Source organism: Streptomyces sp. NPDC005728, from assembly GCF_040630895.1.
Classification (GTDB): domain Bacteria; phylum Actinomycetota; class Actinomycetes; order Streptomycetales; family Streptomycetaceae; genus Streptomyces.
This window is the reverse complement of the sequence record NZ_JBEXYL010000006.1, coordinates 148979-175128: the sequence shown is the minus strand read 5'-3', so window position 1 is coordinate 175128 and position 26150 is coordinate 148979. Positions and strand designations below refer to the sequence as shown.

At 71.0% G+C, this 26150-nt stretch carries 23 protein-coding genes and 1 pseudogene; 16 read left to right on the top strand and 8 right to left on the bottom strand.

Annotation, left to right across the window (positions count from 1 at the left end; translation table 11 throughout):
- Positions 1-80: 80 nt before the first annotated feature.
- A complete protein-coding gene (locus ABZ471_RS07145; RefSeq protein ID WP_359063316.1) occupies positions 81-1829 on the bottom strand; it encodes a phospholipid carrier-dependent glycosyltransferase in 1749 nt (582 codons plus the stop codon).
- A 133-nt stretch (positions 1830-1962) separates the two neighbouring features.
- Between ABZ471_RS07145 and rsmI the strand changes: the two genes are divergently transcribed.
- The 10 genes from rsmI (at position 1963) to ABZ471_RS07095 (ending at position 15036) form a co-directional block, all read left to right on the top strand.
- Positions 1963-2811, top strand: coding sequence for a 16S rRNA (cytidine(1402)-2'-O)-methyltransferase (gene rsmI / locus ABZ471_RS07140; protein ID WP_359063314.1), 849 nt, complete (start codon positions 1963-1965; stop codon positions 2809-2811).
- Between the two features lie 272 nt (positions 2812-3083).
- Positions 3084-3515, top strand: a complete 432-nt coding sequence (locus ABZ471_RS07135; protein ID WP_359063312.1) for a hypothetical protein — start codon at positions 3084-3086, stop codon at positions 3513-3515.
- 47 nt (positions 3516-3562) lie between these two features.
- Positions 3563-4468, top strand: a complete 906-nt coding sequence (locus ABZ471_RS07130) for a TatD family hydrolase (protein WP_359063310.1) — start codon at positions 3563-3565, stop codon at positions 4466-4468.
- Between the two features lie 176 nt (positions 4469-4644).
- Positions 4645-6108, top strand: a complete 1464-nt coding sequence (locus ABZ471_RS07125) for a ubiquitin-like domain-containing protein (RefSeq protein ID WP_359063308.1) — start codon at positions 4645-4647, stop codon at positions 6106-6108.
- Positions 6109-6157: 49 nt separating this feature from the next.
- On the top strand, positions 6158-7027 hold the full coding sequence (gene rsmA / locus ABZ471_RS07120) for a 16S rRNA (adenine(1518)-N(6)/adenine(1519)-N(6))-dimethyltransferase RsmA (protein ID WP_359063306.1): 870 nt from the start codon (positions 6158-6160) through the stop codon (positions 7025-7027).
- Entirely contained in the window at positions 7024-7953 is a 930-nt protein-coding gene (locus ABZ471_RS07115) for a 4-(cytidine 5'-diphospho)-2-C-methyl-D-erythritol kinase (RefSeq protein ID WP_359063304.1), read from the top strand. Before rsmA ends, ABZ471_RS07115 begins: the two co-directional genes overlap by 4 nt.
- 147 nt (positions 7954-8100) lie before the next feature.
- Positions 8101-9909 carry an ABC-F family ATP-binding cassette domain-containing protein gene (locus ABZ471_RS07110; protein WP_359063302.1) on the top strand — a complete coding sequence of 603 codons (1809 nt, stop codon included), beginning with the start codon at positions 8101-8103 and terminating at the stop codon, positions 9907-9909.
- Positions 9910-10323: 414 nt separating this feature from the next.
- The gene (locus ABZ471_RS07105; RefSeq protein ID WP_359063300.1) at positions 10324-12165 is read left to right on the top strand and encodes a PQQ-binding-like beta-propeller repeat protein; all 1842 of its coding nucleotides are present in this window, start codon (positions 10324-10326) and stop codon (positions 12163-12165) included.
- A gap of 67 nt (positions 12166-12232) precedes the next feature.
- Positions 12233-14113 carry a PQQ-binding-like beta-propeller repeat protein gene (locus tag ABZ471_RS07100; protein ID WP_359063298.1) on the top strand — a complete coding sequence of 627 codons (1881 nt, stop codon included), beginning with the start codon at positions 12233-12235 and terminating at the stop codon, positions 14111-14113.
- A gap of 230 nt (positions 14114-14343) precedes the next feature.
- Positions 14344-15036, top strand: a complete 693-nt coding sequence (locus ABZ471_RS07095; protein ID WP_359063296.1) for a response regulator transcription factor — start codon at positions 14344-14346, stop codon at positions 15034-15036.
- Between the two features lie 200 nt (positions 15037-15236).
- Here the strand turns inward: ABZ471_RS07095 and ABZ471_RS07090 are convergent, their stop codons facing one another.
- Together ABZ471_RS07090 and ABZ471_RS07085 are read right to left on the bottom strand one after the other, a co-directional pair.
- On the bottom strand, positions 15237-15569 hold the full coding sequence (locus tag ABZ471_RS07090; protein ID WP_359063294.1) for a hypothetical protein: 333 nt from the start codon (positions 15567-15569) through the stop codon (positions 15237-15239).
- Between the two features lie 21 nt (positions 15570-15590).
- Positions 15591-17282, bottom strand: coding sequence for a sodium:solute symporter family protein (locus ABZ471_RS07085; protein WP_359063292.1), 1692 nt, complete (start codon positions 17280-17282; stop codon positions 15591-15593).
- A 211-nt stretch (positions 17283-17493) separates the two neighbouring features.
- Here ABZ471_RS07085 and galT point away from each other — a divergent pair, with 211 nt between their 5' ends.
- Genes galT through galK form a run of 3 tightly spaced genes read left to right on the top strand, consistent with a single transcriptional unit; the run spans position 17494 to position 20707 of the window.
- On the top strand, positions 17494-18579 hold the full coding sequence (galT, locus tag ABZ471_RS07080) for a galactose-1-phosphate uridylyltransferase (RefSeq protein WP_359063290.1): 1086 nt from the start codon (positions 17494-17496) through the stop codon (positions 18577-18579).
- A complete protein-coding gene (gene galE / locus ABZ471_RS07075) occupies positions 18576-19553 on the top strand; it encodes a UDP-glucose 4-epimerase GalE (RefSeq protein WP_359063288.1) in 978 nt (325 codons plus the stop codon). Before galT ends, galE begins: the two co-directional genes overlap by 4 nt.
- A complete protein-coding gene (gene galK, locus ABZ471_RS07070; RefSeq protein ID WP_359063285.1) occupies positions 19553-20707 on the top strand; it encodes a galactokinase in 1155 nt (384 codons plus the stop codon). The genes galE and galK overlap by 1 nt, the downstream gene beginning before the upstream one ends.
- A gap of 93 nt (positions 20708-20800) precedes the next feature.
- Here galK and ABZ471_RS07065 read toward each other — a convergent pair whose 3' ends face one another.
- The gene (locus ABZ471_RS07065; RefSeq protein WP_359063283.1) at positions 20801-21256 is read right to left on the bottom strand and encodes a GNAT family N-acetyltransferase; all 456 of its coding nucleotides are present in this window, start codon (positions 21254-21256) and stop codon (positions 20801-20803) included.
- 262 nt (positions 21257-21518) lie between these two features.
- On the opposite strand from ABZ471_RS07065, the gene ABZ471_RS07060 reads away from it, so the two are divergent.
- The gene (locus ABZ471_RS07060) at positions 21519-22292 is read left to right on the top strand and encodes a response regulator transcription factor (protein WP_359063281.1); all 774 of its coding nucleotides are present in this window, start codon (positions 21519-21521) and stop codon (positions 22290-22292) included.
- Here ABZ471_RS07060 and tamR read toward each other — a convergent pair.
- Positions 22251-22748, bottom strand: a complete 498-nt coding sequence (gene tamR / locus ABZ471_RS07055; RefSeq protein WP_359063279.1) for a MarR family transcriptional regulator TamR — start codon at positions 22746-22748, stop codon at positions 22251-22253. The genes ABZ471_RS07060 and tamR overlap by 42 nt on opposite strands.
- Positions 22749-22837: 89 nt before the next feature.
- On the opposite strand from tamR, the gene ABZ471_RS07050 reads away from it, so the two are divergent.
- The gene (locus ABZ471_RS07050) at positions 22838-23662 is read left to right on the top strand and encodes a trans-aconitate 2-methyltransferase (RefSeq protein WP_359063277.1); all 825 of its coding nucleotides are present in this window, start codon (positions 22838-22840) and stop codon (positions 23660-23662) included.
- A gap of 2 nt (positions 23663-23664) precedes the next feature.
- Positions 23665-23876: pseudogene (locus ABZ471_RS07045) on the top strand (hypothetical protein).
- Here the strand turns inward: ABZ471_RS07045 and ABZ471_RS07040 are convergent.
- From ABZ471_RS07040 to ABZ471_RS07030, 3 genes are all read right to left on the bottom strand, one after another.
- Positions 23816-24313: a hypothetical protein gene (locus tag ABZ471_RS07040; RefSeq protein WP_359063275.1), complete on the bottom strand. Its 498-nt coding sequence runs from the start codon at positions 24311-24313 to the stop codon at positions 23816-23818. The pseudogene ABZ471_RS07045 and the gene ABZ471_RS07040 sit on opposite strands and share 61 nt — an antisense overlap.
- A gap of 67 nt (positions 24314-24380) precedes the next feature.
- The gene (locus ABZ471_RS07035; RefSeq protein WP_359063273.1) at positions 24381-25058 is read right to left on the bottom strand and encodes a TetR/AcrR family transcriptional regulator; all 678 of its coding nucleotides are present in this window, start codon (positions 25056-25058) and stop codon (positions 24381-24383) included.
- Positions 25055-26065 carry a fatty acid desaturase gene (locus ABZ471_RS07030; RefSeq protein WP_359063271.1) on the bottom strand — a complete coding sequence of 337 codons (1011 nt, stop codon included), beginning with the start codon at positions 26063-26065 and terminating at the stop codon, positions 25055-25057. The genes ABZ471_RS07035 and ABZ471_RS07030 overlap by 4 nt, the downstream gene beginning before the upstream one ends.
- Positions 26066-26150 lie beyond the last annotated feature (85 nt).

Sequence of the window (26150 nt, the reverse complement as noted above, 5' to 3'; positions counted from 1 at the left end):
ACCTAGCCCGCTGTAAATTCGGCCGCCAACGACCAGGACGGCCCGGCAGCCTGCCGGGCCGACCTGATGCATCCGTCGAGCTAGACCCAGGTGTCCAGCCACATCCGCGAGCGCCAGGAGTCGATCGGGACGGCCTGGCCCGTGTACAGCGGCCAGAAGTAGATGAAGTTCCAGGCGATCAGCAGAACCAGCACGCCCGCAGCCGAGGCGCCGATCACCCGGCGGGTGTCGCTGGAGCCCGGCGGGCCGACGATCGCGCCGATCATCATCGCCACCGCGAGACACAGGAACGGCAGGAAGACGACCGCGTAGAACAGGAAGATCGTCCGCTCCTGGTACATGAACCAGGGCAGGTATCCGGCCGCGATCCCGCAGGCGATGGCACCGGCCCGCCAGTCGCGGCGCAGCAGCCACCGCCACAGCACGTACAGGATCGCGAAGCAGGCCGCCCACCACAGCAGCGGCGTGCCGATGGCCAGCACCTCCCGCGCGCACTTCTGGCCGGCGTCGGCCGGGCAGCCGTCGGTGCCGGGGGAGGGGGACTCGTAGAAGTACGACACCGGGCGGCCCAGCACGATCCAGCTCCACGGGTTGGACTGGTACGTGTGCGGGGACGACAGCCCGATGTGGAACTTGTAGACCTCGTGCTCGTAGTGCCACAGGCTGCGCAGCCAGTCCGGAAGGAACGTCCAGCTGCCGCCCCTGCCGTCGGTCGCCGCCCAGTTGCGGAAGTAGCCGCCGGTGCCGTCGGCCGGGGAGAGGATCCAGCCGGTCCAGGAGGCGAGGTAGACGGCGATCGCCACCGGGACGGTCGCGAGGAACGTGATGCCCGTGTCGTACTTGAGGACTGCGACGTACGGGTGCCGGGCGCCGGCCACCTTGCGGGCGCCGACGTCCCACAGCACCGCCATCACACAGAACGCGGCCAGGATGTACAGGCCGTTCCACTTCGTGCCGAGGGCCAGGCCCAGCATCAGCCCGGCGCCCCAGCGCCAGGGCCGCCAGCCGAAGCGGAAGGTGTCCCCCACGTGCTGGTCGGGACGTACCCGGCCGTCGGGCCCGGCCGGCAGCGCGGCGGCCAGTTTCTCCCGGGACCTGTCCCGGTCGATGATCAGGCAGCCGAACGCGGCCACCACGAAGAACATCAGCACGCCGTCGAGGAGCGAGGTCCGGCTCATCACGAAGTGCAGGCCGTCCACCGCCATCAGCGCGCCCGCCAGACACCCGAGGAACGTCGAGCGGAACATCCGGCGGCCGATCCGGCACAGCATCAGGACCGAGAGGGTCCCCAGCAGCGCTGTCATGAACCGCCAGCCGAAGGGGTTGAACCCGAACATCAGCTCGCCGAGGCCGATGACGTACTTGCCCACCGGCGGGTGCACGACATACGCCGCGTCGGTGGGGATCGCCAGATGGCCGTGGGTCTGCAGCACCAGGTCGTTGGCGTTCTTGTCCCAGTTGACCTCGAAACCGCGGTGGACGAGCGACCAGGCGTCCTTGGCGTAGTACGTCTCGTCGAATATCACCGCGCGCGGGCTGCCCAGGTTCCAGAACCGCATCAGGCCCGCCATCAGCGTCACCAGCAGCGGACCGCCCCAGCCCGACCAGCGCGTGATCCGCTCCGCCAGGACCGGCGGGACGCCCAGCACCTGCCACAGGCGCGGGCTCGGCTCGGCGTACGGCGGCACCAGGCGGTCGCGTACGTCGCCCGTCGGCGCGTCCGTGGCGGGCGTGTAGCCGAATCGGCGCAGCCGCCGCTGCCACGACGGCCGCTGGTCGTGCGGTGCCTGGCCCTGCCGGAGGTCCGTGGAGGACGCGGTACTGGTCACCGCGCCATCGTAGGGAACCGTTCTGTGTGAGTCCCGTGCATGGGTGGTACCGGTCGGGGCGGGATCGCGTTCGGCCGCCTCCCGCGGCCGTCCTCGGGGAGGAGCCGGGCCACGTCCCTGGGAGGATGGGGGCGTGACTGGAACCCTTGTCCTTGCAGGTACCCCCATCGGCGACATCGCGGACGCGCCGCCCCGGCTGGCCGAGGAGCTGACGGGCGCCGACGTCGTCGCCGCCGAGGACACGCGGCGGCTGCGCCGGCTCACCCAGGCGCTGGGCGTGACCACCAAGGGCCGCGTGGTGTCGTACTTCGAGGGCAATGAGTCCGCCCGCACCCCCGAGCTGGTCGAGGAGCTGCTCGGCGGCGCGCGCGTGCTGCTCGTGACGGACGCGGGGATGCCGTCGGTCTCCGACCCGGGATACCGGCTGGTCGCGGCCGCCGTGGAGAAGGACATCCGGGTCACCGCCGTGCCCGGGCCGTCCGCCGTGCTCACCGCCCTCGCCCTGTCCGGGCTGCCCGTCGACCGGTTCTGTTTCGAGGGCTTCCTGCCGCGCAAGGCCGGGGAGCGGCTGTCCCGGCTGCGGGAGGTCGCCGACGAGCGGCGGACGCTCGTCTACTTCGAGGCCCCGCACCGCCTCGACGACACCCTCGCCGCCATGGCCGAGGTCTTCGGCGCGGACCGGCGCGCCGCCGTCTGCCGCGAGCTGACCAAGACGTACGAGGAGGTGCGGCGCGGTCCCCTCGCGGAGCTTGCGCAGTGGGCAGCCGAGGGCGTCCGCGGGGAGATCACCGTCGTGGTGGAGGGCGCTCCCGAGTCCGGGCCCGAGGAACTCGACGCCGGGGAACTGGTCCGCCGGGTGCGGATCCGGGAGGAGGCGGGCGAGCGGCGCAAGGAGGCGATCGCGGCGGTGGCGGCGGAGGCCGGGCTGCCGAAGAGGGTCGTGTTCGACGCGGTGGTGGCGGCCAAGCGCTCCGCGACATGAGCCGTCTGCGCACCCTCTGAGCAGGGCGCTTCTCCCATGAGCGCGCGCCCCATGCGAGGGCAAAAAGGCCGGTACCGAAAGCAAAGCGCAGCCCCTTGGCCAAGGCCGCTTTGGCAAGGAACGTCCAAAACGCCTCCAACACTCGACAGGCCTGATGCATTCGCTGCGGCGAAGGCGTCCACTGGTCAAAGGGACGCACCCGTCCCGCGTCCCAGGGGATTCCGGGGAATCCCTGCGCCGGGACGCTTGTCCAGCGGACAACAGGAGCTGGCATGAGTGAGATCGCAGGGCAGTCCGGCCACCGCGGTACCGCCACCGCCGTCGTTCACGAGTCGTACGCGTTCGCGTGCATGCGATGCGGGCACGGCTGGGAGCAGTCGTACGAGATAGAGCACCACACGGACGCCGGCGGCCATGAGTTCGTGATGTACGTGGCCGACGGCCAGGTCGTGCCGTCCCCGCTGAGCCGCCCCGCGTGCCACAACTGCGACGGTCACGTCGTGCGGATCATGCGCGCGGGCCAGGTCTCGTCGGCGCGCAGCGCGGCCGGGCACCACCGTGGCAGCGTGCCGGCGGCCGGACCGGTGGAGGTCCCCGCGGTGCCGGACGGGTCGGCCGTGAGCGCCCGGGCCTCCGAGGCCAAGGGCCACCACCACTGGCACCTGTCCGATCTCCTGCACCCCTTCCAGCGCCGGGCGAGCTGAGCGGATCACCGGCGTTCGCACGGATGAGCCTTTCGTAGGATCGGAGCATGCCTTCGAACGCCGGCCGTGCCGCCCAGGACGACAAGAACGACAAGAGCGCCGCACCGCCGCTCCCGGAGCCCCTCCGGGTGCCCGTCGCCGACTCCCACACCCACCTCGACATGCAGTCAGGCACCGTCGAGGAGGGCCTCGCCAAGGCCGCGTCGGTGGGCGTGACGACGGTCGTGCAGGTCGGCTGCGACATCAAGGGTTCGCAGTGGGCCGCCGAGACGGCCGCCGCGTACGGGAACGTGCACGCGACCGTCGCCCTCCACCCGAACGAGGCCCCGCGCATCGTCCACGGCGACCCCGACGGCTGGTCCCGGCAGGGCGCCCGCGAGCCGGGCGGCGACGCCGCGCTGGACGAGGCCCTCGCCGAGATCGACCGGCTGGCCGGGCTGCCCCATGTGAAGGGCGTCGGCGAGACGGGGCTGGACCACTTCCGCACCGGCCCCGAGGGCAAGGCCGCCCAGGAGAGGTCCTTCCGCGCCCACATCGAGATCGCCAAGCGGCACGGCAAGGCCCTCGTGATCCACGACCGCGACGCTCACGCCGACGTCCTGCGCGTCCTGAAGGAGGAGGGCGCCCCCGAGCGCACCGTCTTCCACTGCTACTCCGGCGACGCCGAGATGGCCGAGATCTGCGCCCGCGAGGGCTACTTCATGTCCTTCGCCGGCAACGTCACCTTCAAGAACGCCCAGAACCTCAGGGACGCCCTCGCGGTCGCCCCGCTGGACCTGGTCCTCGTGGAGACGGATGCGCCCTTCCTCACCCCGGCGCCGTACCGCGGACGGCCCAACGCCCCGTATCTCGTTCCGGTCACGGTGCGTGCGATGGCCGCCGTGCGCGGCATCGACGAGGATGCGCTGGCGACGGCGCTGGGCGCGAACACCGCCCGCGCCTTTGATTACTGACAGTGTCTGAATCGTAACTGGCCGATAACGCTCACGAGGGCTCTGCTCGGGCCCGACCGTGACCGTGCGTCGTCGTGGCGACCGTGCGTAGTCGTGCCGCTTTGGAGAGTGACCGGCGCTCCGCTAGGTTCTGGGGGCCCGATCCGGACCCCTCTGGCCCTCTGGAGCGTGTCGGCGTGAGCAACTCGCAGTACGAGACGTACGAGCCGTACGGTCACGACTCCTCCGTACACACCGCGGAGACGCTGCCGTACGGGATGTACGAGGACACCTACCGGCCTGCTTACGAGGCCGAGGCGTACTTCGTCACCGAGCCGGTGCTGCCGCTGCCGAGGCAGGTGGCGAGCATGCCCGAGGAGGTGTTTCCGGAGTCCGAGGCGCCCGCGGGGGCGGGAGAGCCGGGTGTGCCCGCGGGGGTGGGCGAACCGGGTGTGCACGCGGGGGTGGGCGAACCGGATGTGCACGCGGGGGCGGGGGAGCCGGGTGTGCACGCCGGAGTGAGCGGGCGTGCTGCGCGCCGGCGCAAGGCGCGCTACGCCGAGCGCCCGGAATCCGCTGTGCGCCGTCTGCTGCCGCAGGCGCTGGTCGTCGCGTTTCTGGCCGGTGGCACCACCGCCTTCGTCGCCAAGGACAAGGCGATCGAGCTGAACGTCGACGGCAGCCGGCAGACCCTGCACACCTTCGCCGACGACGTGTCGGAGGTGCTCGCCGAGAAGGGCGTACGCGTGGGGGCGCACGACTTGGTCGCGCCCGCCCCGGGCGTGCCGCTCACGAGCGGCGACGAGGTCGCCGTGCACTACGGTCGCCCCGTACGGTTGACGCTGGACGGCGCGCAGCGCGAGGTGTGGACGACGGCGCACACGGTGGACGGGGCGCTCAGGGAGCTGGGGGTGCGCCCGGAGGGCGCATACCTGTCCGCCTCGCGCTCGAAGAGCATCGGACGCGCCGGGCTCGCGCTCGACGTGCGCACCGAGCGCGCCGTCACGGTCATGGCGGACGGTCGCACCCGCACCATCCGGACCAACGCGGCCAGCGTCCGCGAGGCCATCGAGGAGGCCGGCGTCACCCTGCACGGCGAGGACATCACGTCCGTCCCGCCCGACAGCTTCCCGCGCGACGGGCAGACGGTGACCGTGCTGCGGGTGACCGGCACCAGGGAGGTGCACGAGGAGCAGATCCCCTTCCAGGTGGAGCGGACCGAGGATCCTTCCCTCTTCACGGGCACCGAGGTCGTCGAACAGGCCGGGGAGCCCGGGCTGCGGCGGGTCACCTACTTCCTGCGCACCGTCAACGGTGTCCGGGAGAAGCCGCGCCCGGAGAAGTCCGAGGTGGTACGGAAGCCACGCAAACAGCGGGTGAAGGTGGGCACCAAGCCCAAGCCGCACTCCGTGCACGGCGCCGACCATCTCAACTGGCGTGGTCTCGCCGCCTGCGAGTCCGGCGGCCGCCCGCACGCCGTGGACCCCTCGGGGTCGTTCGGCGGGCTCTACCAGTTCGACGCGCTCACCTGGCAGAGCCTCGGTGGCAGCGGACGCCCGCAGGACGCGTCGGCGGAGGAGCAGACGCTCCGTGCGAAGAAGCTGTACGTGCGCCGGGGTGCGAGCCCCTGGCCGCACTGCGGGGCGCGGCTGCACGGGTGAGCGCCGGGAGCCGGACGAAGGGCCCCCGGCAGCCCCGTACCCTTGTCCCGTGACCAGCCCCACCCCCGACGCCCTTCTCGGCCCCGCCGACATCCGTGAGCTCGCGGCAGCGCTCGGTGTCCGTCCCACCAAGCAGCGCGGCCAGAACTTCGTGATCGACGCCAACACGGTCCGCCGTATCGTCCGCACCGCCGGGGTCCGCCCCGACGATGTGGTCGTCGAGGTCGGCCCGGGGCTCGGTTCCCTCACGCTCGCGCTGCTGGAGGTCGCCGACCGGGTCACCGCCGTCGAGATCGACGACGTCCTGGCAGCCGCGCTGCCCGCGACCATCGCGGCGCGCATGCCGGAGCGCGCCGACCGGTTCGCGCTGGTGCACTCCGACGCGATGCACGTCGCCGAACTGCCCGGCCCCGCACCGACGGCTCTGGTGGCGAACCTGCCCTACAACGTGGCCGTACCGGTGCTGCTGCACATGCTCGACACCTTTCCGAGCATCGAGCGCACGCTCGTGATGGTGCAGTCCGAGGTCGCCGACCGGCTGGCCGCCGCGCCCGGCTCCAAGGTGTACGGCGTCCCGTCCGTGAAGGCCAACTGGTACGCCGACGTGAAGCGGGCCGGTGCCATCGGGCGTAACGTCTTCTGGCCCGCGCCGAACGTCGACAGCGGGCTGGTCTCGCTCGTCCGACGGGCCGAACCGATCAGGACGACGGCCTCGAAGGCGGAGGTCTTCGGAGCCGTCGATGCCGCGTTCGCACAGCGCCGCAAGACCCTGCGGGCGGCGCTCGCCGGCTGGGCCGGGTCCGCGGCCGCCGCCGAGGCTGCCCTGGTCGCGGCCGGCGTCTCGCCACAGGCGCGCGGGGAGTCGCTGACGGTGGAGGAGTTCGCTCGGATCGCCGAGCAGAGGGAGGCGGGCAAGTGAGCGTGACGGTCCGGGTACCGGCGAAGGTCAACGTCCAGCTCGCAGTCGGTGCCGCCCGCCCCGACGGGTTCCACGACCTCGCCAACGTCTTCCTCGCCGTCGGCCTGTACGACGAGGTCACCGTCACGCCGGCGGACGAGCTCCGCGTCACCTGCGAGGGCCCGGACGCCGACCAGGTCCCCCTGGACGGCACGAACCTCGCCGCGCGCGCGGCCGTCGCGCTCGCCGCGCGCCGGGGCATCGAGCCGGCCGTGCACATCCACATCGCCAAGGACATCCCGGTCGCGGGCGGCATGGCGGGCGGCAGCGCGGACGGCGCGGGCGCCCTGCTCGCCTGCAACAGCCTCTGGGGCGCCGGGGCCTCGCGCGCCGAGCTGCTCGCCATCTGCGCCGAACTGGGCAGCGACATCCCGTTCAGCCTGGTCGGGGGCGCGGCCCTCGGGACCGGGCGCGGCGAGCAGCTGACCGCCCTCGAGGTCGGCGGCACCTTCCACTGGGTCTTCGCGATGGCCGAGCGCGGGCTGTCCACGCCCGCCGTCTTCCGCGAGTTCGACCGCCTCGCCGAGGGCCGTGCCATCCCTGTACCGGTCGCCTCGCCCGACGTCCTCGACGCACTCGCCAAGGGCGACCCCGACGCGCTCGCTGCCGCCGTCTCCAACGATCTCCAGCCGGCCACGCTCTCCCTCTTCCCCGAACTGGCCGACACCCTCGCCGCGGGGCGCGACGCAGGTGCCCTCACCGCGCTCGTCTCCGGCTCCGGGCCCACGACGGCCTTCCTCGCCCGCGATCCGGAGTCGGCCTCGAAGATCGCCGAGGCTCTCCAGGCCTCCGGCACCTGCCGCACGGTGCGCACGGCGACGGCGCCCGCGCCCGGCGCGACCGTGCTCGAACCGGCGCGCGAAACGGGAGTGCGCGCCGGCGCCTGACGCTGTCCCGCGCGCCCGGGCGGGTGTCGCCGGCCTGCTGCGCTGCCCGGGACGACCGTCCCCGGCGGGCGCTGACCAGCACCGGGAGGGGGCCCCGTCGCCTCCGACTACGCTGGAAGGTCGATCGTCCCCCTTGGCAGGAGTGAAATGGCCGTCAACCTGGTCAATGTCGAGAACGTCAGCAAGGTGTACGGCACCCGTGCCCTGCTGGAGGGCGTCTCGCTCGGTGTGTCCGAGGGTGACCGGATCGGTGTGGTGGGCCGCAACGGCGACGGCAAGACCACCCTCGTCCGGATGCTCGCCAAGCTGGAGGAGGCCGACACCGGACGCGTCACCCACTCCGGCGGGCTGCGCCTCGGCGTGCTCACCCAGCACGACTCCCTCGACCCCGCCGCCACCGTCCGCCACGAGGTCATCGGCGACATGGCCGACCACGAGTGGGCCGGCAACGCCAAGGTCAGGGACGTGCTGACCGGGCTCTTCGGCGGGCTCGACCTGCCCGGGTTCCCGAAGGGGCTCGACACCGTCATCGGGCCGCTGTCCGGCGGCGAGCGGCGCCGTATCGCCCTTGCCAAGCTGCTCATCGAGGAGCAGGACATGATCGTCCTCGACGAGCCCACCAACCACCTCGACGTCGAGGGCATCGCCTGGCTCGCCCGGCACCTGCAGAACCGCCGCTCGGCACTCGTGTGCGTGACCCACGACCGGTGGTTCCTCGACCAGGTCTGCACCCGCATGTGGGACGTACAGCGCGGCGACGTCTACGAGTACGAGGGCGGCTACTCCGACTACGTCTTCGCGCGAGCGGAGCGCGAGCGGATCGCCGCCACCGAGGAGGCCAAGCGGCAGAACCTGATCAGGAAGGAGCTGGCCTGGCTGCGGCGCGGGGCGCCCGCGCGTACCTCCAAGCCGCGCTTCCGGGTCGAGGCCGCCAACGAGCTGATCGCGGACGTGCCGCCGCCCCGGGACAGCAGCGAGCTGATGAAGTTCGCCTCCTCGCGCCTCGGCAAGACGGTCTTCGACCTCGAGGACGTCAGCGTGCAGGCCGGGCCCAAGGTGCTGCTCAAGCACGTCACCTGGCAGCTCGGCCCCGGCGACCGCATCGCCCTCGTCGGAGTCAACGGAGCCGGCAAGACCTCCCTGCTGCGGGCCATGGCCGAGGCGGCGCGGACCGAGGGGGAGACGCAGCCGGCCGGCGGGCGCGTCGCCGTCGGCAAGACCGTCAAGCTCGCCTACCTCTCCCAGGAGGTCGCCGAACTCGACCCCGCCTTGCGGGTCCTGGAAGCCGTCCAGCGGGTCCGCGAGCGCGTCGACCTCGGCAAGGGGCGCGAGATGACCGCCGGGCAGCTGTGCGAGACGTTCGGCTTCAACAAGGAGAAGCAGTGGACGCCGGTCGGCGACCTGTCGGGTGGTGAGCGACGGCGCCTGCAGCTCCTGCGCCTCCTCATGGACGAGCCCAACGTCCTCTTCCTCGACGAGCCCACCAACGACCTCGACATCGAGACCCTCACCCAGCTCGAGGACGTCCTCGACGGCTGGCCCGGTTCGATGATCGTCATCTCTCACGACCGGTTCTTCGTGGAGCGCACCACGGACCGGGTGTTCGCCCTCCTCGGCGACAGCACCCTGCGGATGCTGCCGCGCGGCATCGACGAGTACCTGGAGCGGCGGCAGCGGATGGAGGAGGCGGTCGCCGCGCAGTCCGCAGCCGCGGCGCCCCGGCCGGCCGCGGCGGAGAAGAGCGCCGCCGACCAGCGGGCCGCCAAGAAGGAACTCCAGCGGATCGAGCGCCAGTTGGACAGGATCTCCGAGAAGGAGTCCAAGCTGCACGCCCAGATCGCCGAGAACGCCACCGACTTCGCGAAGGTCGCCGAACTGGACGCCGAGTTGCGGGATCTGGCCGGGGAGCGTGAGGAACTGGAGCTGCGCTGGCTGGAGCTGGCGGAAGACGCGTAGAACGAAGGCGCGCACGCCGTTGTGCGAGATAGGCGTGCGCGCCGTGGTGTCAGAAAGGCGTGCGCGCCGTGGTGTGAGAGTGCCGTGCGCGCAGGGCTCGTACGCCGTTGTGCTGGGCGGGAGCGTGTGCTGCGCGACCGTGCACCCCTCTGCGTCGCGCGCACCCTGGCGTGTGCGGCGTGAATCAGCCGCGCGCAAGGCTGTTGCGTGCGCCGCGTGAAGGGGGCGTGAAGGCGCATAACGGCGGCATCACGGGCCGGTTCTCCCTTGGGAACAGGCGCGGATCCGAGCCCGTGCGCTGTCCGTGGCGGGTGATAGAAAGAGCCGTCTGAGAACTTTCTGAGTACGACCTTGGGTCCGTGAACGAACCTCAGGGCGTGGCTAAAAATCAGTGAACGAGGGGGAAGAGCGCTGATGACTCAGCCGCCCGACCAGCCGCCGCAGGGTGGCTTCGGAGCACCGCAGGACCAGCCGCCGCAGGGCGGTGGATTCGGCGCTCCGCAGTCGCCGCCTCCCGGGCCGGCCCAACCGCCCCAAGTGCCGTCCCAGGCACCGGCTCAGCCTCCTCAACCCCCGCAGCCCCAGCCCGGTTACGGCTACCCGCAGCAGCCCGCCCCCTACGGGCAGCCGGGCCCGTACGGTGCCCCCGGCGCACCCGGAGCCGGCGCGCCGGGCCCCTATGCCCAGCCCCCTCAGCCCGCCCGGTCCGGCCCCTACGCCCAGCCCCAGCAGCCGGGCCCGTACGCCCCCCAGCCCGGTTACGGCTTCCCGCAGCAGCCGCCCCAGTACCCGGGCGCCCCCGGCGGCGCGCCCTTCGGCGGGAAGCCGGCGTCCAAGGGCAGGACAGCGCTGATCATCGGCGCCGCGGTGGCCGCGCTGGTCGTCATCGGCGGCGCCGTCTATGCGGTCACGAGCGGTGACGGCGACGGCAAGAAGGATCCGGTCGCCCAGAAGAGCGACGACGGCAAGCAGTCCTCCTCCGGCGCGCCGGTCAACCCCGGTGACGGCAGCGGCGACGGCGGTGCGGACCCGGAGAACCTCAACGACGGCCGCAAGCCCGGCGAGGCGAAGGTGCTCTGGTACAAGGACGCGCCCGACGCCCCCGGTTCCGGCGCCGACGCGCCCGGCATGTGGATCACCGGCAAGACGGCGGTGAAGGCGGCGTACAAGCAGGTCGTCGCCTACGACGTCGGCAACGGCAACCCCACGTGGGACCCGATCACCTTCCCGCAGAAGATCTGCGCGGTCACCCCGCAGAAGTCGGCCGACGACAAGATCGTCGTGGCGTACATGAGCGGCGTCAGCGACCGTGCCAAGTGCAACCAGCTCCAGCAGATCGACCTGAGCACCGGCGAGAAGGGCTGGACCGCCCAGGTCGCCGACGGCGAGCTGTTCGACAGCGCGATCAGCATCGAGCTGACCGTCAGCGGGAAGACGCTGATGGTGAGCCGCTCGCAGTCGGGCACGGCGTACGACCTCGGCACCGGCCGTAAGTTGTACGACAAGAAGAGGTACGGCTCGGCCTGTTTCCCGAGCGCGTTCGCGGGCGGTCCGGGCCGGCTGGTCCAGGTGGCCTCCTGCGGTGCCGGCGGCAGCAACGAACACGACGAGATCCAGGAACTCGACCCGGCCACCGGCAAGGTCAAGTGGACGCAGCCGGTCAAGAAGGGCTGGACGGTCGCGCGGACGTACTCCCTCGACCCGCTCGTGGTCTACCTGACCAACGAGAGCAAGAAGGCCTGGAACATCTCCACCTTCACCAAGGACGGCAAGTTCCGCTCGGAGGTCAAGGTGAACGAGAAGTTCGCCCCGCACTGCGGCTGGGCGATCCTCGCGCGCGACCTGCAGGGCTGCCAGGGCGTCGCCGTGGACGCCGACACGCTCTACCTGCCCACCGACACCACGAGCAGCGCCAACGAGATCGTCGCCGTCAGCCTGGCCGACGGCAAGGAGAAGTGGCGCGTCAAGTCGCCGGCGGACGAACCGATGTCCCCGGTGAAGACCGAGGGCGGCAAGCTCATCGCGTATGTGCAGCCGTCGTACGACGCGGGCGGCCAGATCGTGTCGATCCCGACCACCGGCGGCACGCACACCACGACCAAGCTGCTGCAGAACCCGGCGGGCACCGCCCGGACCGAGAACGGCTTCTTCGACGGGGACGTCGAGTGGGCCGACGGACGCTTCTTCATCTCCTCCTCCCGGCTGTCCGGCAACGACGAGTCGAAGGAGAAGCTGATGATGGCCTTCGGCAAGTGAGCCCCGGCCCGTCTCCCGTCGTCCTCCCGCCGTCCGGCCCCGATAGCTTCACCGAGGTACCTCCGTCATGACCCAGCCGCCCCCGCCGCCGAACCAGCCGCCGCACCAGCCCCCGCCGCAGGGCGGTTTCGGCCCGCCCCAGGACCAGCCGCCCACGGCCCCTCCGGCGCCCCCGACCCCGCCGTCCCACCAGCCCCCGCCGACACCCCCGACCCCGCCGGGCTTCCAGAAGAACCCCCAGCCCGGCTACGGCTACCCGCAGCAGCCCCCGGCGCCTCAGACGCCCCAGCCCCAGCCCGGCTACGGCTATCCCCAGGCCCCGCAGCCCGGTTACGGCCACCCCCAGACGCCCCAGACCCCGCAGCCGCCCCAGCCCGGCTACGGCTACCCGGGTGCGCAGCAGAACCCGTACAGCCAGTCGGCCCCGCCCACGGTCCCGTACGCCCAGCAGCAGGGCTACGGCTACCCGGGCGGCCCTGCCGCGCCGATGCCGCCGCAGCCGGCGCAGCCCGGCGGCGGGAAGAGCAACGCCGCCCTCGTCATCATCGTCGCGGCGCTCGTCGTGATCGCCCTGATCGTCGGCGGCGGTGTCTGGTACGCCAAGTCCTCCGGGGACGACGGCAAGAAGAACGACACCGCCGGCTCGAGCGGGGGCACGGGCGGCAAGGACGGCTCCGGGGGCACGTCCACCCAAGGCAAGGAGAAGGTGCCGGCGAACACCGCCGCAGGCGTCCTCTTCCAGGTGCCGCTGCCCCAGACGGACGACACCGTCGTCACCGCGGGCTCCTGGCTGACCGACAAGGTGTACGCCAAGAGCGGGGTCGCGGAGGTCGTCGGCTACGACCCCGCGAGCGGGAGCAAGCTGTGGACGCTCAAGCTGCCCGGCCCGGTGTGCACGGCCGCCAAGCACGTCACCGAGGACGGCAGGACGGCGATCGTCTTCCAGCCGAAGATGCCGCCGAAGAACTCCTCCGCGGGATGCAGCCAGGTCGCGGCCGTCGACCTCGCCAAGGGCACCAAGCTGTGGACGAAGACGGTCAAGTCCGGTGACACCCCGATCGCCCTCGACAACGTGACGGTCTCTCAGCACACCGTCGCGGTCGGCAGCACCAACGGCGGTGCCGCGTTCGACATCGAGTCCGGCAAGGTGCTGTGGCAGCCGAAGCCGGGTGACACCTGCTTCGACGCCGGGTACGGCGGCGGCGCCAAGCTGGTCGCGGTGCGCAAGTGCGGCAGCTACGGCAACCGCCAGCTGCACATCCAGACCATCGACCCGACGTCCGGGAAGGTGATCTCCGACTACCAGATGTCCGCGGGCATCGAGTACGCCAGCGTCGTCTCGACCGACCCGCTGGTGGTGGCCTCCGACGTCGGCAACAGTGCGGGCGACGGCAGCGGAGTCTCGGACTACTTCTCCATCGACAACAAGACCGGCAAGCTGATCACCCGCATCTCCGCGCCCGGCGACACCTACGCAGGCCGCTGCGACGGCATCAGCCGCGTCGAGGCCTGCAAGGGGATCGTCGCCGGCGGCGGCAGGCTGTACGTGCCGACCGAGGAGCACGACGGCACCGGCAAGTACAGCAAGACCAACGAGATCGTCTCCTTCGACCTGGCCACCGGTAAGCAGACCGGCCAGCGCGCCCAGGCCGGCGACGGCTACACGATCATCCCGCTGCGCATGGACGGCGGCAACCTGCTCGCCTACAAGCGTCCGCCGTACGACAAGGGCGGCCAGATCGTCACCCTCGACGGCGGCTCCTTCAAGGCGACCGAGCTGCTGGAGAACCCGGCCACGCCGGACGTGCGGCGGGCGGAGGCCACGATGCTCCCGGACTACGCGGAGATCCTGTACGGGCAGGGCCGGCTGTACATGTCGGCCGTGTACGCGCACAAGGCCTCGTACGGCAAGGAGTACCTGGTGCTCGCGTTCGGCGCGGGCGCCTGATCGCACGCCCCCGGACGCTTCAGGGCGCCGGGGGCGAATGCCAGGTATTACCAGGGAGTGCCCCGGATTTCATCGATCCGGGGCACTTCTCCTGCATAGGGGCAGCGCGACGTCGAACAAGCGTGTAGCTTCCGGGGTCATGAAGGGCGGGGTACCGGGGGCCCTCTGTCGTTGTGGGCCGGTGGGCGTCCATAGTGGGGCATCCATGGGGGGGACTGGGGGGTTGCTCTATGGGAGTGCGGCTCATGGTCGTCGACGACCATCGCCTGCTCGCGGAGGCGTTGGCGTCGGCGTTGAAGCTGCGCGGGCACCGGGTGCTGGCGGCGGCGGCGCCCGCCGCGGGTGCGGCTGATCTGGTGATCGCGCGGGCGCCGGAGGTGTGCCTGCTGGGTACGGCGGGGCCGGCCGAACCGGGGGCCTTCGACCCGGTGGTGAAGATCAAGCGGGAGCGGCCGCAGGTCGCGGTGCTGGTGCTGGGGCCGGTGCCGTCGCCGCGGGGCATCGCGGCGGCCTTCGCGGCCGGGGCGTCGGGGTACGTGCGGCACGACGAGCGGATCGAGGGGGTCGAGCGGGCCATCATGAAGGCCCGGGCGGGGGAGGCGGCGGTGGCCCCGCAGCTGCTGCAGGGGGCCTTCGGCGAGCTGCTCAATCCGGCGGCCCAGCCCGACGACGAGGGGCAGCGGCTGCTGCAGATGCTCACGCCGCGGGAGGTGGAGGTGCTCGTACGGGTGGCCGAGGGGGAGGACACCCGGCTGATCGCGGCCGGTATGGGCATCGCGCCCAGCACCGCGCGTACGCATGTGCAGCGGGTGCTGATGAAGCTGGGTGTGGGTTCGCGCCTGGAGGCGGCGGCGCTGGCGGCGCGGACGGGTTTGCTGGACCGGGCGGGCCCGCTACCGGACTCGTCGGGGCCGGAGCTGTAGGCGGCTCCGACCCCGAGGCCGATCGGGGGCGGGGACGCTTCCCGGCGCCGGCGGGGTGGCTCCCCCGCAGCCACGTTCGGTGCGTTTGCAGCAGGCGGTGCTGCAGTTCCCCAGGGGCGCGGGGCTGTGTCGATATGCGGCTCCGCCGCGTGGGCGCGACCAGCCACGACGGACCCGCAGCCCGGGGACGGCCTTACCCCTTACTGCTCGTCCGCCGGAGGCGGCGGCGGAGGAGTGGGGCGGAGCTTCAGCCACGCCAGGAAGAAGATGCCCAGGAGCAGCATGCCGATGCCGGTCCACAGGTTGATGTTGACGCCCTCGGCCTTGTCGATGGCGGACTGGGAGTCGGTGATGCCGGTGATCGTGACGATGATGCCGTAGACCACGAACAGGCCGCCGATGATGCGGCGCAGGTCGAAGATGCGGGCCGCGGTCGCGGACTTGCTCTCCAGCTCGGTGACTTCCCGCTGGACGTCTTCCTCGGAGTAGCCGAAGTGCTCGTGGTGCTCGGGACGGCGAGAGTGCTCGGTCATGGTTTCCTCATCCTCCCGCGGTCAGAACGAGAACGGGATGTAGCAGGCGGCGGCCAGGACGACCGCGCCCCAGCCCAGCAGGGCGGGCTTGCGGTACCAGGCGTCGTCGCCGGCGGCGGGCGGTTCGGACATGCCGGGGGAGCGGGTGCCGTAGACGAGACCCTGCAGCTCCCGTGCCGGCTTCGGCTCGGTGAACAGGGACACGGCGAACATGACGACCGCGCCGGCGACGAAGCCCGCGATCGCGGAGACGAAGTTGGCGCCCTGGTCGGTGGGGATCGAGATGATGCCCTTCTTGTAGAAGACGAAGTAGTTGACCATGGCCGTGACGGTGCCGGCGAGCAGGCCCCAGAAGCCGGACTTGGCGGACGCGCGCTTCCAGAACATGCCGACGATGAAGACGACGAACATCGGCACGTTGAAGAAGGAGAACAGCGTCTGCAGGTAGCTCATGATGTTCGAGAACGAGGACGCCAGGAACGCCGTGCCGACCGAGGCGGCCACGCCGATCGCGGTGATGAGGCGGCCGAAGCGCACGTAGTACGTGTCCTCGCGGTCGCGTACGACGTAGCGGGCCCAGATGTCGTTGGTGAACACCGTGTTGAACGACGACACGTTGGCGGCCATGCCGGCCATGAACGCGGCGAGCAGGCCGGTGACCGCGATGCCGAGCACGCCGTTGGGCAGCAGCTCCTGCATCAGATAGGGGATGGCGTCGTTGTACTGGTAGCCGGAACCGGGGCTGCCGAAGTGCGGGACGAGTGCGGCGGCGACCAGGCCCGGGATCATCACCAGGAAGACGATGAAGATCTTCGGGTAGGCCGCGATCAGCGGGGTGCGCTGGGAGGCGGAGAGGTTCTTCGCGGACAGGGCGCGCTGCACCTCGGCGAAGTTGGTCGTCCAGTAGCCGAAGGAGAGGACGAAGCCGAGGCCGAGGACGATGGTCAGCCAGTTGGCACCGAGCGGGTTGGTGCTGCCGATGCCGGTGCCGCCCCAGGCGGTGGTGAAGTCGGCGCCGTGGGTGGCGGTGAGCTTGTCGGTCAGACCGCCCCAGCCGCCGACCTTCTTCAGCCCGAGGATGGTGATCGGGATGAGGGCGGCCAGGATCACGAAGAACTGGAGCACCTCGTTGTAGATCGCGGAGGACAGGCCGCCCAGCGTGATGTACGCCAGCACGAAGGCGCCGGCGACCACGATGGCCACCCACTGCGGCCAGCCGAGCAGGGCCTCGACGACGATCGCGAGGGCGTAGAGGTTCACGCCGGCGATGAGGATGGCGGCGAACGCGAACAGGATCGAGCTGAGCAGGTGAGCGGCCCGGTCGAAGCGCAGCAGCAGGAACTCGGGGACCGAGCGGACCTTGCTGCCGTAGTAGAAGGGCATCATCACCAGGCCCAGGAAGACCATGGCGGGGATGGCGCCGATCCAGTACCAGTGCACCGTGTAGGCGCCGTACTGGGCACTGTTCGCGGCCATGCCCAGGATCTCCGTGGCCGCAAGGTTCGCCGAGATGAAGGCGAGTCCCGTGATCCAGGCGGGCAGCGAGCGTCCGGAGAGGAAGAAGTCGAGGCTCGTCTTCACCGAGCGGCGGGCCGCGAAGCCGATGCCGAGAACGACGACGAAGTAGATCGCCAGGATCGTGTAGTCCAGCCCGTTGGTGGGGAGCCGTAGCTCCGCCGCCAGACAGGTGGGGTCATGTGTGGGGGTTTGCATGAGTACTCGCTTCGTTGCGCGAACTGATCCAGAGCGGAACCTACGCCTCCGCGTTCAGATATTGAACACTTCTGTTGGTGTCCTTTGTTTGATTGTGATGGTCCAAGGTGTTGTCGGGTTGTGGTCTGTTATGTTTGATTGTGTTGAGTGATTGGGTGCGGACACGCCCCTCGGGACGTTGTCCCCGGGGCGCTCGAACAAGGAGTCCGGCGTGAAGAAGACCTCGACCCGGCTGGCCGACGGTCGTGAGCTGATCTATTACGACCTCCGGGACGACACCGTGCGGGACGCCGTCGACCGGCGCCCGCTGGACCGTACGGTCACCACCTCCGAGGTCCGCCGTGACGTACTGCTCGGCGACTCGGTCGCGATCGCCTCCCACCGGCAGGGCCGCACCTACCACCCGCCGGCCGACGAGTGCCCGTTGTGCCCGACGCAGGGCGAGCGGCTGAGCGAGATCCCGGACTCCTCGTACGACGTCGTCGTGTTCGAGAACCGCTTCCCGTCGCTGGCCGGCGACTCCGGACGCTGCGAGGTGGTCTGCTTCACCTCCGACCACGACGCCTCCTTCGCCGCCCTCACCGCGGAGCAGGCGCGCCTGGTGCTGGAGGCGTGGACGGACCGGACGTCGGAGCTGTCGCATCTGCCCTCCGTCGAGCAGGTGTTCTGTTTCGAGAACCGGGGCGAGGAGATCGGCGTGACCCTCGGTCACCCGCACGGTCAGATCTACGCCTACCCCTTCACCACGCCGCGCACCGCGCTGATGCTCCGCTCGCTCGCCACCCACAAGGAGGCGACCGGCGGGGAGAACCTGTTCGATGCCGTCCTGGAACGGGAACTCGCCGGGGAGCGGGTCGTCCTTGAGGGTGAACACTGGGCGGCCTTCGTGCCCTACGCGGCGCACTGGCCGTACGAGGTCCACCTGTACCCGAAGCGTCGCGTGCCCGACCTGCTCGCGCTCGACGAGGCGGCACGCACAGAATTCCCTCAGATCTATCTGGAACTCTTGAGGCGCTTCGACCGGATCTTCGATGGGGGGGATGGAGGGAACGAGGGTGCGGGTGAACCTCCGACGCCCTACATCGCGGCCTGGCACCAGGCCCCGTTCGGCGCCCTGGAGGAGTTCGACGGTGTGACGCGGGACGACTTCGCGCTCCACCTCGAGCTTTTCACCATCCGCCGCACTTCCGGCAAGCTGAAGTTTCTCGCGGGTTCCGAGTCCGGCATGAGTGTGTTCATCAACGACGTGCCGCCGGAGCGCGCGGCCGAGCGACTGCGAGAGGTAGCGAGTTCATGAAGTACCTGGTGACGGGTGGGGCGGGGTACGTCGGCAGCGTGGTCGCCCAGCACCTGCTGGAGGCCGGCCACGAGGTCACGGTCCTCGACAACCTCTCCACCGGCTTCCGCGAGGGCGTGCCCGCCGCGGCCGCCTTCGTCGAGGGCGACATCCGCGACGCCGCCAAGTGGCTCGACTCCTCCTACGCCGGCGTGCTGCACTTCGCCGCCTTCTCGCAGGTCGGCGAGTCGGTGGTGAAGCCGGAGAAGTACTGGGACAACAACGTGGCCGGCAGTATGGCCCTGCTCGGCGCCATGCGCGAGGCGGGCGTCCGCAAGCTGGTCTTCTCCTCCACGGCGGCCACCTACGGCGAGCCGGAGCAGGTCCCGATCGTGGAGAGCGCCCCGACGAAGCCCACCAGCCCCTACGGTGCCTCCAAGCTCGCCGTCGATCACATGATCACCGGCGAGGCGATCGCCCACGGCCTGGCCGCGGTGTCCCTGCGCTACTTCAACGTGGCCGGCGCGTACGGCACGTCTTCTGATGTCATGTTCGGCGAGCGCCACGACCCCGAGTCGCACCTGATCCCGCTCGTCCTCCAGGTGGCCCAGGGCCGCCGCGACGCGATCTCGATCTACGGCGAGGACTACGCGACCCCCGACGGCACCTGTATCCGCGACTACATCCACGTCGCGGACCTGGCCGACGCCCACCTGCTGGCCCTGGACGCGGCGCAGCCGGGCGAGCACCTGATCTGCAACCTCGGCAACGGCAGCGGCTTCTCCGTCCGCGAGGTCATCGAGACCGTCCGCAAGGTCACCGGCCACCCGATCCCCGAGGTCGTCGCCCCGCGCCGCGGCGGTGACCCGGCGGTCCTGGTCGCCTCGGCGGACACGGCCCGGGAGAAGCTGGGATGGAACCCGTCCCGCGCGGATCTCGCGGGGATCGTCGCGGACGCGTGGCAGTTCACGCAGCACATCGCAGAGGAGCACTAGTGGGGGCACAGCAGGTCCGGGAACGCTTCGCCGAGCTGTACGGGGCCGAACCGGAGGGCGTCTGGGCGGCACCCGGCCGCGTCAACCTCATCGGCGAGCACACCGACTACAACGACGGCTTCGTGATGCCGTTCGCGCTGCCGCACCGGGCGACCGCGGCCGTCTCCCGCCGCACCGACGGCGTTCTGCGCCTGCACTCGGCGGACGCCGAGGGCCCGGTCGTGGAGCTGTCGCTGGACGCGCTCGCACCGCAGAGCGACGAGAACTGGACGGCGTACCCGGCGGGCGTGGTCTGGGCCCTGCGCGAGGCCGGGCACGCGATCACCGGAGCCGACGTCCATCTCGCCTCCACGGTCCCGACCGGCGCGGGCCTGTCCTCCTCGGCGGCCCTGGAGGTCGTCGTCGCGCTGGCCCTCAACGACCTGTACGACCTCGGTCTGCAGCGCTGGCAGCTGGCCCGTCTGTGCCAGCGTGCCGAGAACGTCTACGTCGGCGCGCCCACCGGCATCATGGACCAGACGGCCTCCGCCTGCTGCGAATCCGGGCACGCCCTCTTCCTCGACACCCGCGACCTGTCCCAGCAGCAGATCCCCTTCGACCTCGCGGCCGAGGGCCTGCGCCTGCTGGTGGTCGACACGCAGGTCAAGCACGCCCACAGCGGCGGTGAGTACGGCAAGCGCCGGGCCGGCTGCGAGAAGGGCGCGGCCCTGCTCGGCGTGGACGCCCTGCGCGACATCGCCTACGCCGACCTGGACGCGGCCCTCGCCCGCCTCGGCGACGAGGACGAGGTTCGCCGCCTGGTCCGGCATGTCGTCACCGAGGACCAGCGGGTGGAGCGCGTGGTGGCCCTCCTCCGCGCCGGCGAGACCCGCTCGATCGGCCCGGTCCTCACCGAGGGCCACGCCTCCCTGCGCGACGACTTCCGGATCTCCTGCCCCGAGCTGGACCTGGTCGTGGACACCGCCTTGGCGAACGGCGCACTCGGCGCCCGGATGACCGGCGGCGGCTTCGGCGGCTCGGCGATCGTCCTCGCGGAGGCCACCGACGTCGACACCCTCACCAAGGCGGCCGAGGAGGCCTTCGCCGCAGCCGGCTTCACGGCCCCCCGGGTGTTCGAGGCGGTGCCCTCGGCGGGCGCACGGCAGGTGAACTGACGACACCGGCATCGGTTCCCACGGCCCACACCGGCCTCGTACGCGATCAGCGGTACGGGGCCGGTGCCGTCGTTCCCGACCTCGGACCCTTCGTCACCCCAGCCCCTTCGTCAGCGTGAACTCCGTGATCCCCGGGGGATAGTCGGGGATCACGCACACCACGTCGTACCCCTGCTTCTCGTAGAAAGCCGGTGCCTGGAAGTCCCAGGTCTCCAGCCGGGCGCCCGTGCAGCCGCGGTCGGTGCGGGCGATGCGCTCGGCCTCGGCCAGCAGGCGCGAGCCGAGACCCGTGCCCCGGTGGCGGGAGTCGACCCACAGGTAGGTGACGTGCATCCAGGTCGTCCAGGTGTGCCCGACCAGGCCGCCGGCCAGCTCGCCGGAGCGGTCCATGGCCCACACGTGGAGGGGGGCCTCGCGTTCGCCGGGCGTGCCGCGCAGGGCCGCCAGCACCGGAGAGGCCGCCGTGTTGGTGTCCCGCAGCCGCGAGCGGAGCAGATCACGTCGGGCTTTGTCGACTTCCGCCTCAATACGAAACATGTGGCACACCATAAACGTGACGGACGGCCAGTTCTGCAAATCGGCTTCCGCTCCCTGCTCCCATCCGTACTCTGATGAGCAGCACCGGTGGGGGCCGGTGTCGATCAGGGGGCGAGACAGGCGGGTACGGCGCCTGCGGTGGGGGTAGCAGTTTCCGCAACGGCGGCGGCCGTGCGGTCGGCGTTCCTTCCGTTGGTGTCGTGCCCGCGCGGGTCGTCGTTCTCCGGGCCTTGGTTATCCCCTGCTCCGCGCGGAGCCTGGGGAAGGGGGTTTCGTGGTTCGTATCCGAGTCCTGGTCGTGGACGACCACCGCATCTTCGCCGAGTCGCTGGCCGCGGCACTGGCCGCCGAGCCCGACGTCGACGTCTCCGCTGCGGGCAGCGGCCCCGCGGCGCTGCGCTGCCTGGAGCGCGCGGCCGCCGAGGGCCGCCGCTTCGACGTGCTGCTCGTCGACTCCGACCTGGGCGGCGGCCTGCCCGGCATACGCCCGGCGGTGCCCGTGCAGGAGGGCAACGAGGAGGGACTGGTCGACGGGATCTCGCTGGTCGTGGGCGTCCGCTCGGCGCAGCCCGGGGTGCGCACAGTGGTCCTCGCCGAGAAGGACGACCCCCGCCGCGCGGCCCTCGCGCTGCAGGCCGGCGCCTGCGGCTGGGTCGCCAAGGACTGCTCGCTGTCCCGGCTGCTGACGGTGATACGGGGTGTGCTGCGTGACGAGACGCATCTGCCGCCGGCCCTGCTCACCGGTGTCCTCAAGGAGCTGACGGCCGCGCGCAAGCACCGCACCGAGAGCGAGCGGCTGGTGGAGTCGCTGACCCCGCGTGAGCGGGAGGTGCTGCGCTGCATGGTCGCGGGGCTCGGACGCAAGGCCGTGGCCGAACGACTGTTCCTCTCGCCGCACACGGTGCGCACCCACATGCAGAACGTCCTCGGCAAGCTGGGTGTCCACTCCACGCTGGCCGCCGTGGCGCTGGCCCGGCGGGCCGGGGTGGGGCCGGCCGACCTTCCCCTAGCCGGGAATGTTGTCGAACGGGGCGGTCAGCTGGCGTAGCAGGCCGGCGAGTTCGGCGCGCTGGGCGCGGGACAGCTCGCCGAGGATCGCCCGCTCCTGGTCCAACAGGCCCGCCAGCGCCTGGTCCGCGCGGTCCCGGCCGGTGTCGGTGAGCCGGACCAGCACGCCCCGCCGGTCGCTCGGGTCGGGCAGCCGCTCCACCAGGCCCTTCTTCGCGAGCCGGTCGATCCGGTTGGTCATCGTGCCCGAAGTGACCAGGGTCTGCGTGAGCAGCTGACCGGGGGAGAGCTGGTACGGCGTTCCCGCGCGCCTGAGCGCGGTCAGCACGTCGAACTCCCAGGGTTCGAGCTGGTGCTCGGAAAAGGCGAGCCGGCGTGCACGGTCCAGATGCCGGGCCAGTCTGCTCACCCGGCTGAGCACTTCCAGCGGCTCCACGTCGAGGTCCGGACGCTCCCGGCGCCACGCTGCGACCAGCCGATCGACCTCGTCCTCCATGGAGATCAGTGTAGTGGTTGTGTCGACATGAAGTCTCTTGACGTCGAGTCTCTTGACATCAAGAGAAATGGAACGGGAAAGTGGAGGACATGACGACGCCCATCTGGGACCCCGCCCAGTACCTCCGCCACGCCGGCCACCGCGCCCGCGCCTTCGCCGACCTGCTCGCCCGCATCCCCGCCCTCCCGGCAGAGCCGCCCGCAGGGCGTCCGCGCATCGCCGACCTCGGCTGCGGCCCCGGCAACGTCACCGCCCTGCTCGCCGCACGCTGGCCGGCCGCGCACATCACCGGTTACGACAACTCGCCCGAGATGCTCGACAAGGCGCACGTCGACCACGCGGGCGCCACCGCCGACGGCGGCCGCCTGGACTTCGCCGAGGCCGACGCCCGTACCTGGACGCCCGAGGAGCCCTGCGACCTGATCGTCTCCAACGCCACCCTGCAGTGGGTGCCGGGCCACGCCGACCGCTTCGCCGACTGGATCGCCGCCCTCAAGCCCGGCGGCACCTTCGCCTTCCAGGTCCCGGACAACATCGACGCCCCGCTGCACGTTCTGATGCGCGAACTGGCCGCCACGCCCCGCTGGAAATCCCGCCTCGCCGAGGTCCTGCGCCACACGGACTCCGTCCACACCCCCGGCGCCTACCTGGACCGGCTCGCCCGCCTCGGCTGCGCCACGGACGTGTGGCAGACGACGTACTTCCACGTCCTCCAGGGCGAGGACCCGGTCCTGGACTGGGTGAAGGGCACGGGCCTGCGTCCCGCCCTGACCGCCCTGGGCGACGAACCCGAGGTCCGCGACACCTTCGTCACCGAGTACCGGGACCTGCTCCGCGAGGCCTACCCGACCGCGCCGTACGGCACGGTCCTGCCGTTCCGCCGGCTGTTCGCGGTGGCCGTGAAGGGGGAGTGAGGATGCTGGTCGCCGTCGACCACGTGCAGCCGGCGGCCCCGCCTGATCCAAGGAGGAGCTTCGGGCGTACTACGTCGACGTCCTCGGGATGACGGAGATCCCGAAGCCGCCTGTGCCGGCGGCGCGGGGCGGCTGTCGGTGCCATCTGCGCTTCTACTCGCAGGACCCGGTCGGCAACAGGCTGGAGTTCCTCCAGCCCCTGAAACGCCGGTAGAGGGACGCCGACCGCACCGCCCACCGGGCGAACAGCGCGGCGAACGCCAGCGGCACCAGGGGGAGCGCCACCCGTCCGAGGCGGCTCCACAAGCCCCGTTCCACCGGCACCCACCGGCCCCACGGCTCCTGGGCCACCTCCGTGTGCTGCGCGGGGTAGGAGGAGAAGCTCATCCGCGTCCTGCCCCGGCCGTGCGCCAGGTACGCGTCGCAGTCGTAATGGGCGGGCGCGGTCTCGCGGTAGGAGATCTTCGTCTCGGGCACATGGAAACAGGCCTGCATCCGCGTCTTCTGCGGGTGCCCGATCAGTCCCAGGTGGGCGGCCGCGGCGATGTACCCGTAGACCGTGACACCGACGAGGAAGACCGCGAGGGCACCGAAGACGACGACGCCGAAGGCCTGTTTCCGGCCGCTGGGCAACCCGTTCTCCTTGGCCACCCGATGATCGTACGAATGCTCCCGCGGCGCGCCCACGCTGGGGCCGGTGCCTTGCCCGCCCCTTTGCCTACGCCTTGCGGTGCCCTATCAACCGGGGCTTCTGCTCCAACCCGTCCAGACCGTGCCACGCCAGATTCACCAGGTGGGCAGCGACTTCCGCCTTCTTCGGGCGGCGCACGTCCAGCCACCACTGGCCGGTCAGGGCGACCATGCCGACCAGGGCCTGCGCGTACAGCGGCGCGAGCTTGGGGTCGAAGCCGCGGGACTTGAACTCACGGCCCAGGATGTCCTCCACCTGGGTGGCGATGTCGGAGATCAGCGAGGCGAAGGAGCCCGTGGACTGCGGGATGGGGGAGTCACGGACGAGGATGCGGAAGCCGTCCGTGTACTCCTCGATGTAGTCGAGGAGGGCGAAGGCGGCCTGCTCGCACAGTTCGCGGGGGTGGCCCGCGGTCAGCGAGCCGGTCACCATGTCCAGCAGGCGCCGCATCTCGCGGTCGACCACCACTGCGTACAGCCCCTCCTTGCCGCCGAAGTGCTCGTACACCACCGGCTTGGACACCCCGGCCTTCGCCGCGATCTCCTCCACCGAGGTGCCCTCGAACCCCTTCGCCGCGAAGAGGGTGCGACCGATCTCCAGCAGCTGCGCCCGGCGCTCCGCACCGGTCATACGGGTGCGGCGGGTCCGCCGTTGCTTGTCACTGCCGGGATTGCTGCTGGAATCGGTCGCCACGGCGTCAATCATGCCGCCTCGGCAGCCTCCGCCCGGCGCCGAGAGCCGCCTTCCCCGGTGTTACGGCGCGAATCGATACGCGAGCGTGACGGCCAGCGCACGTCGTACGCCCAGCCGAGCATCTCGAACCAGCGGATGAGCCGTGCGGAGGAGTCGATCTGCCCGCGCTCCACCCCGTGCCGCGCCGACGTCGGGTCGGCGTGGTGCAGGTTGTGCCAGGACTCCCCGCAGGACAGGACCGCCAGCCACCACACGTTGCCGGACTTGTCACGCGACTTGAACGGCCGTTTGCCGACCGCGTGGCAGATCGAGTTGATCGACCACGTCACATGGTGCAGCAGCGCCACCCGTACGAGTGACCCCCAGAAGAGTGCGGTGAAGGCGCCCCACCAGGACATCGTCACGAGACCGCCGATCAGCGGGGGCAGGGCCAGGGAGAGCGCCGTCCAGTAGATGAACTGACGGGAGATCGCCCGGATCGCCGGATCCTTGATCAGATCCGGGGCGTACTTGTCCTGCGGCGTCCGCTCCTCGTCGAACATCCATGCGATATGGGCCCACCACAGGCCCTTCATCAGCGCCGGAAGGGTCTCGCCGAAGCGCCACGGAGAGTGCGGGTCGCCCTCCGCGTCGGAGAACTTGTGGTGCTTGCGGTGGTCGGCGACCCAGCGGACCAGGGGGCCCTCCACCGCCAGCGAGCCGGCGATGGCGAGCGCGATGCGCAGCGGGCGCTTCGCCTTGAAGGAGCCGTGGGTGAAATAGCGGTGAAAGCCGATCGTCACACCGTGACAGCCGAGGAAGTAGAAGAAGACCAGGAGGCCGAGGTCGAGCCAGCTCACGCCCCAGCCCCAGGCCAGCGGGATCGCGGCGAGGAGCGCCAGGAAGGGGACGACGATGAAGAGGAGGAGCGCGATCTGCTCGACCGAGCCCTTCTTTTCACCGCCGAGGGTTGCCGAGGTCAATGAGGTGTCGTCGTTCGCCTTCGGGGCGTCTTCGATCACATCGGAGCTTGTGGTCATGGGGCGTCCCCTGTGGGGTCGAGGGTTGAGACGGGCGTCGGGATGCTGCGGGAACCGTGCCCAGGTTCCGTTAAAACGGTCCCTA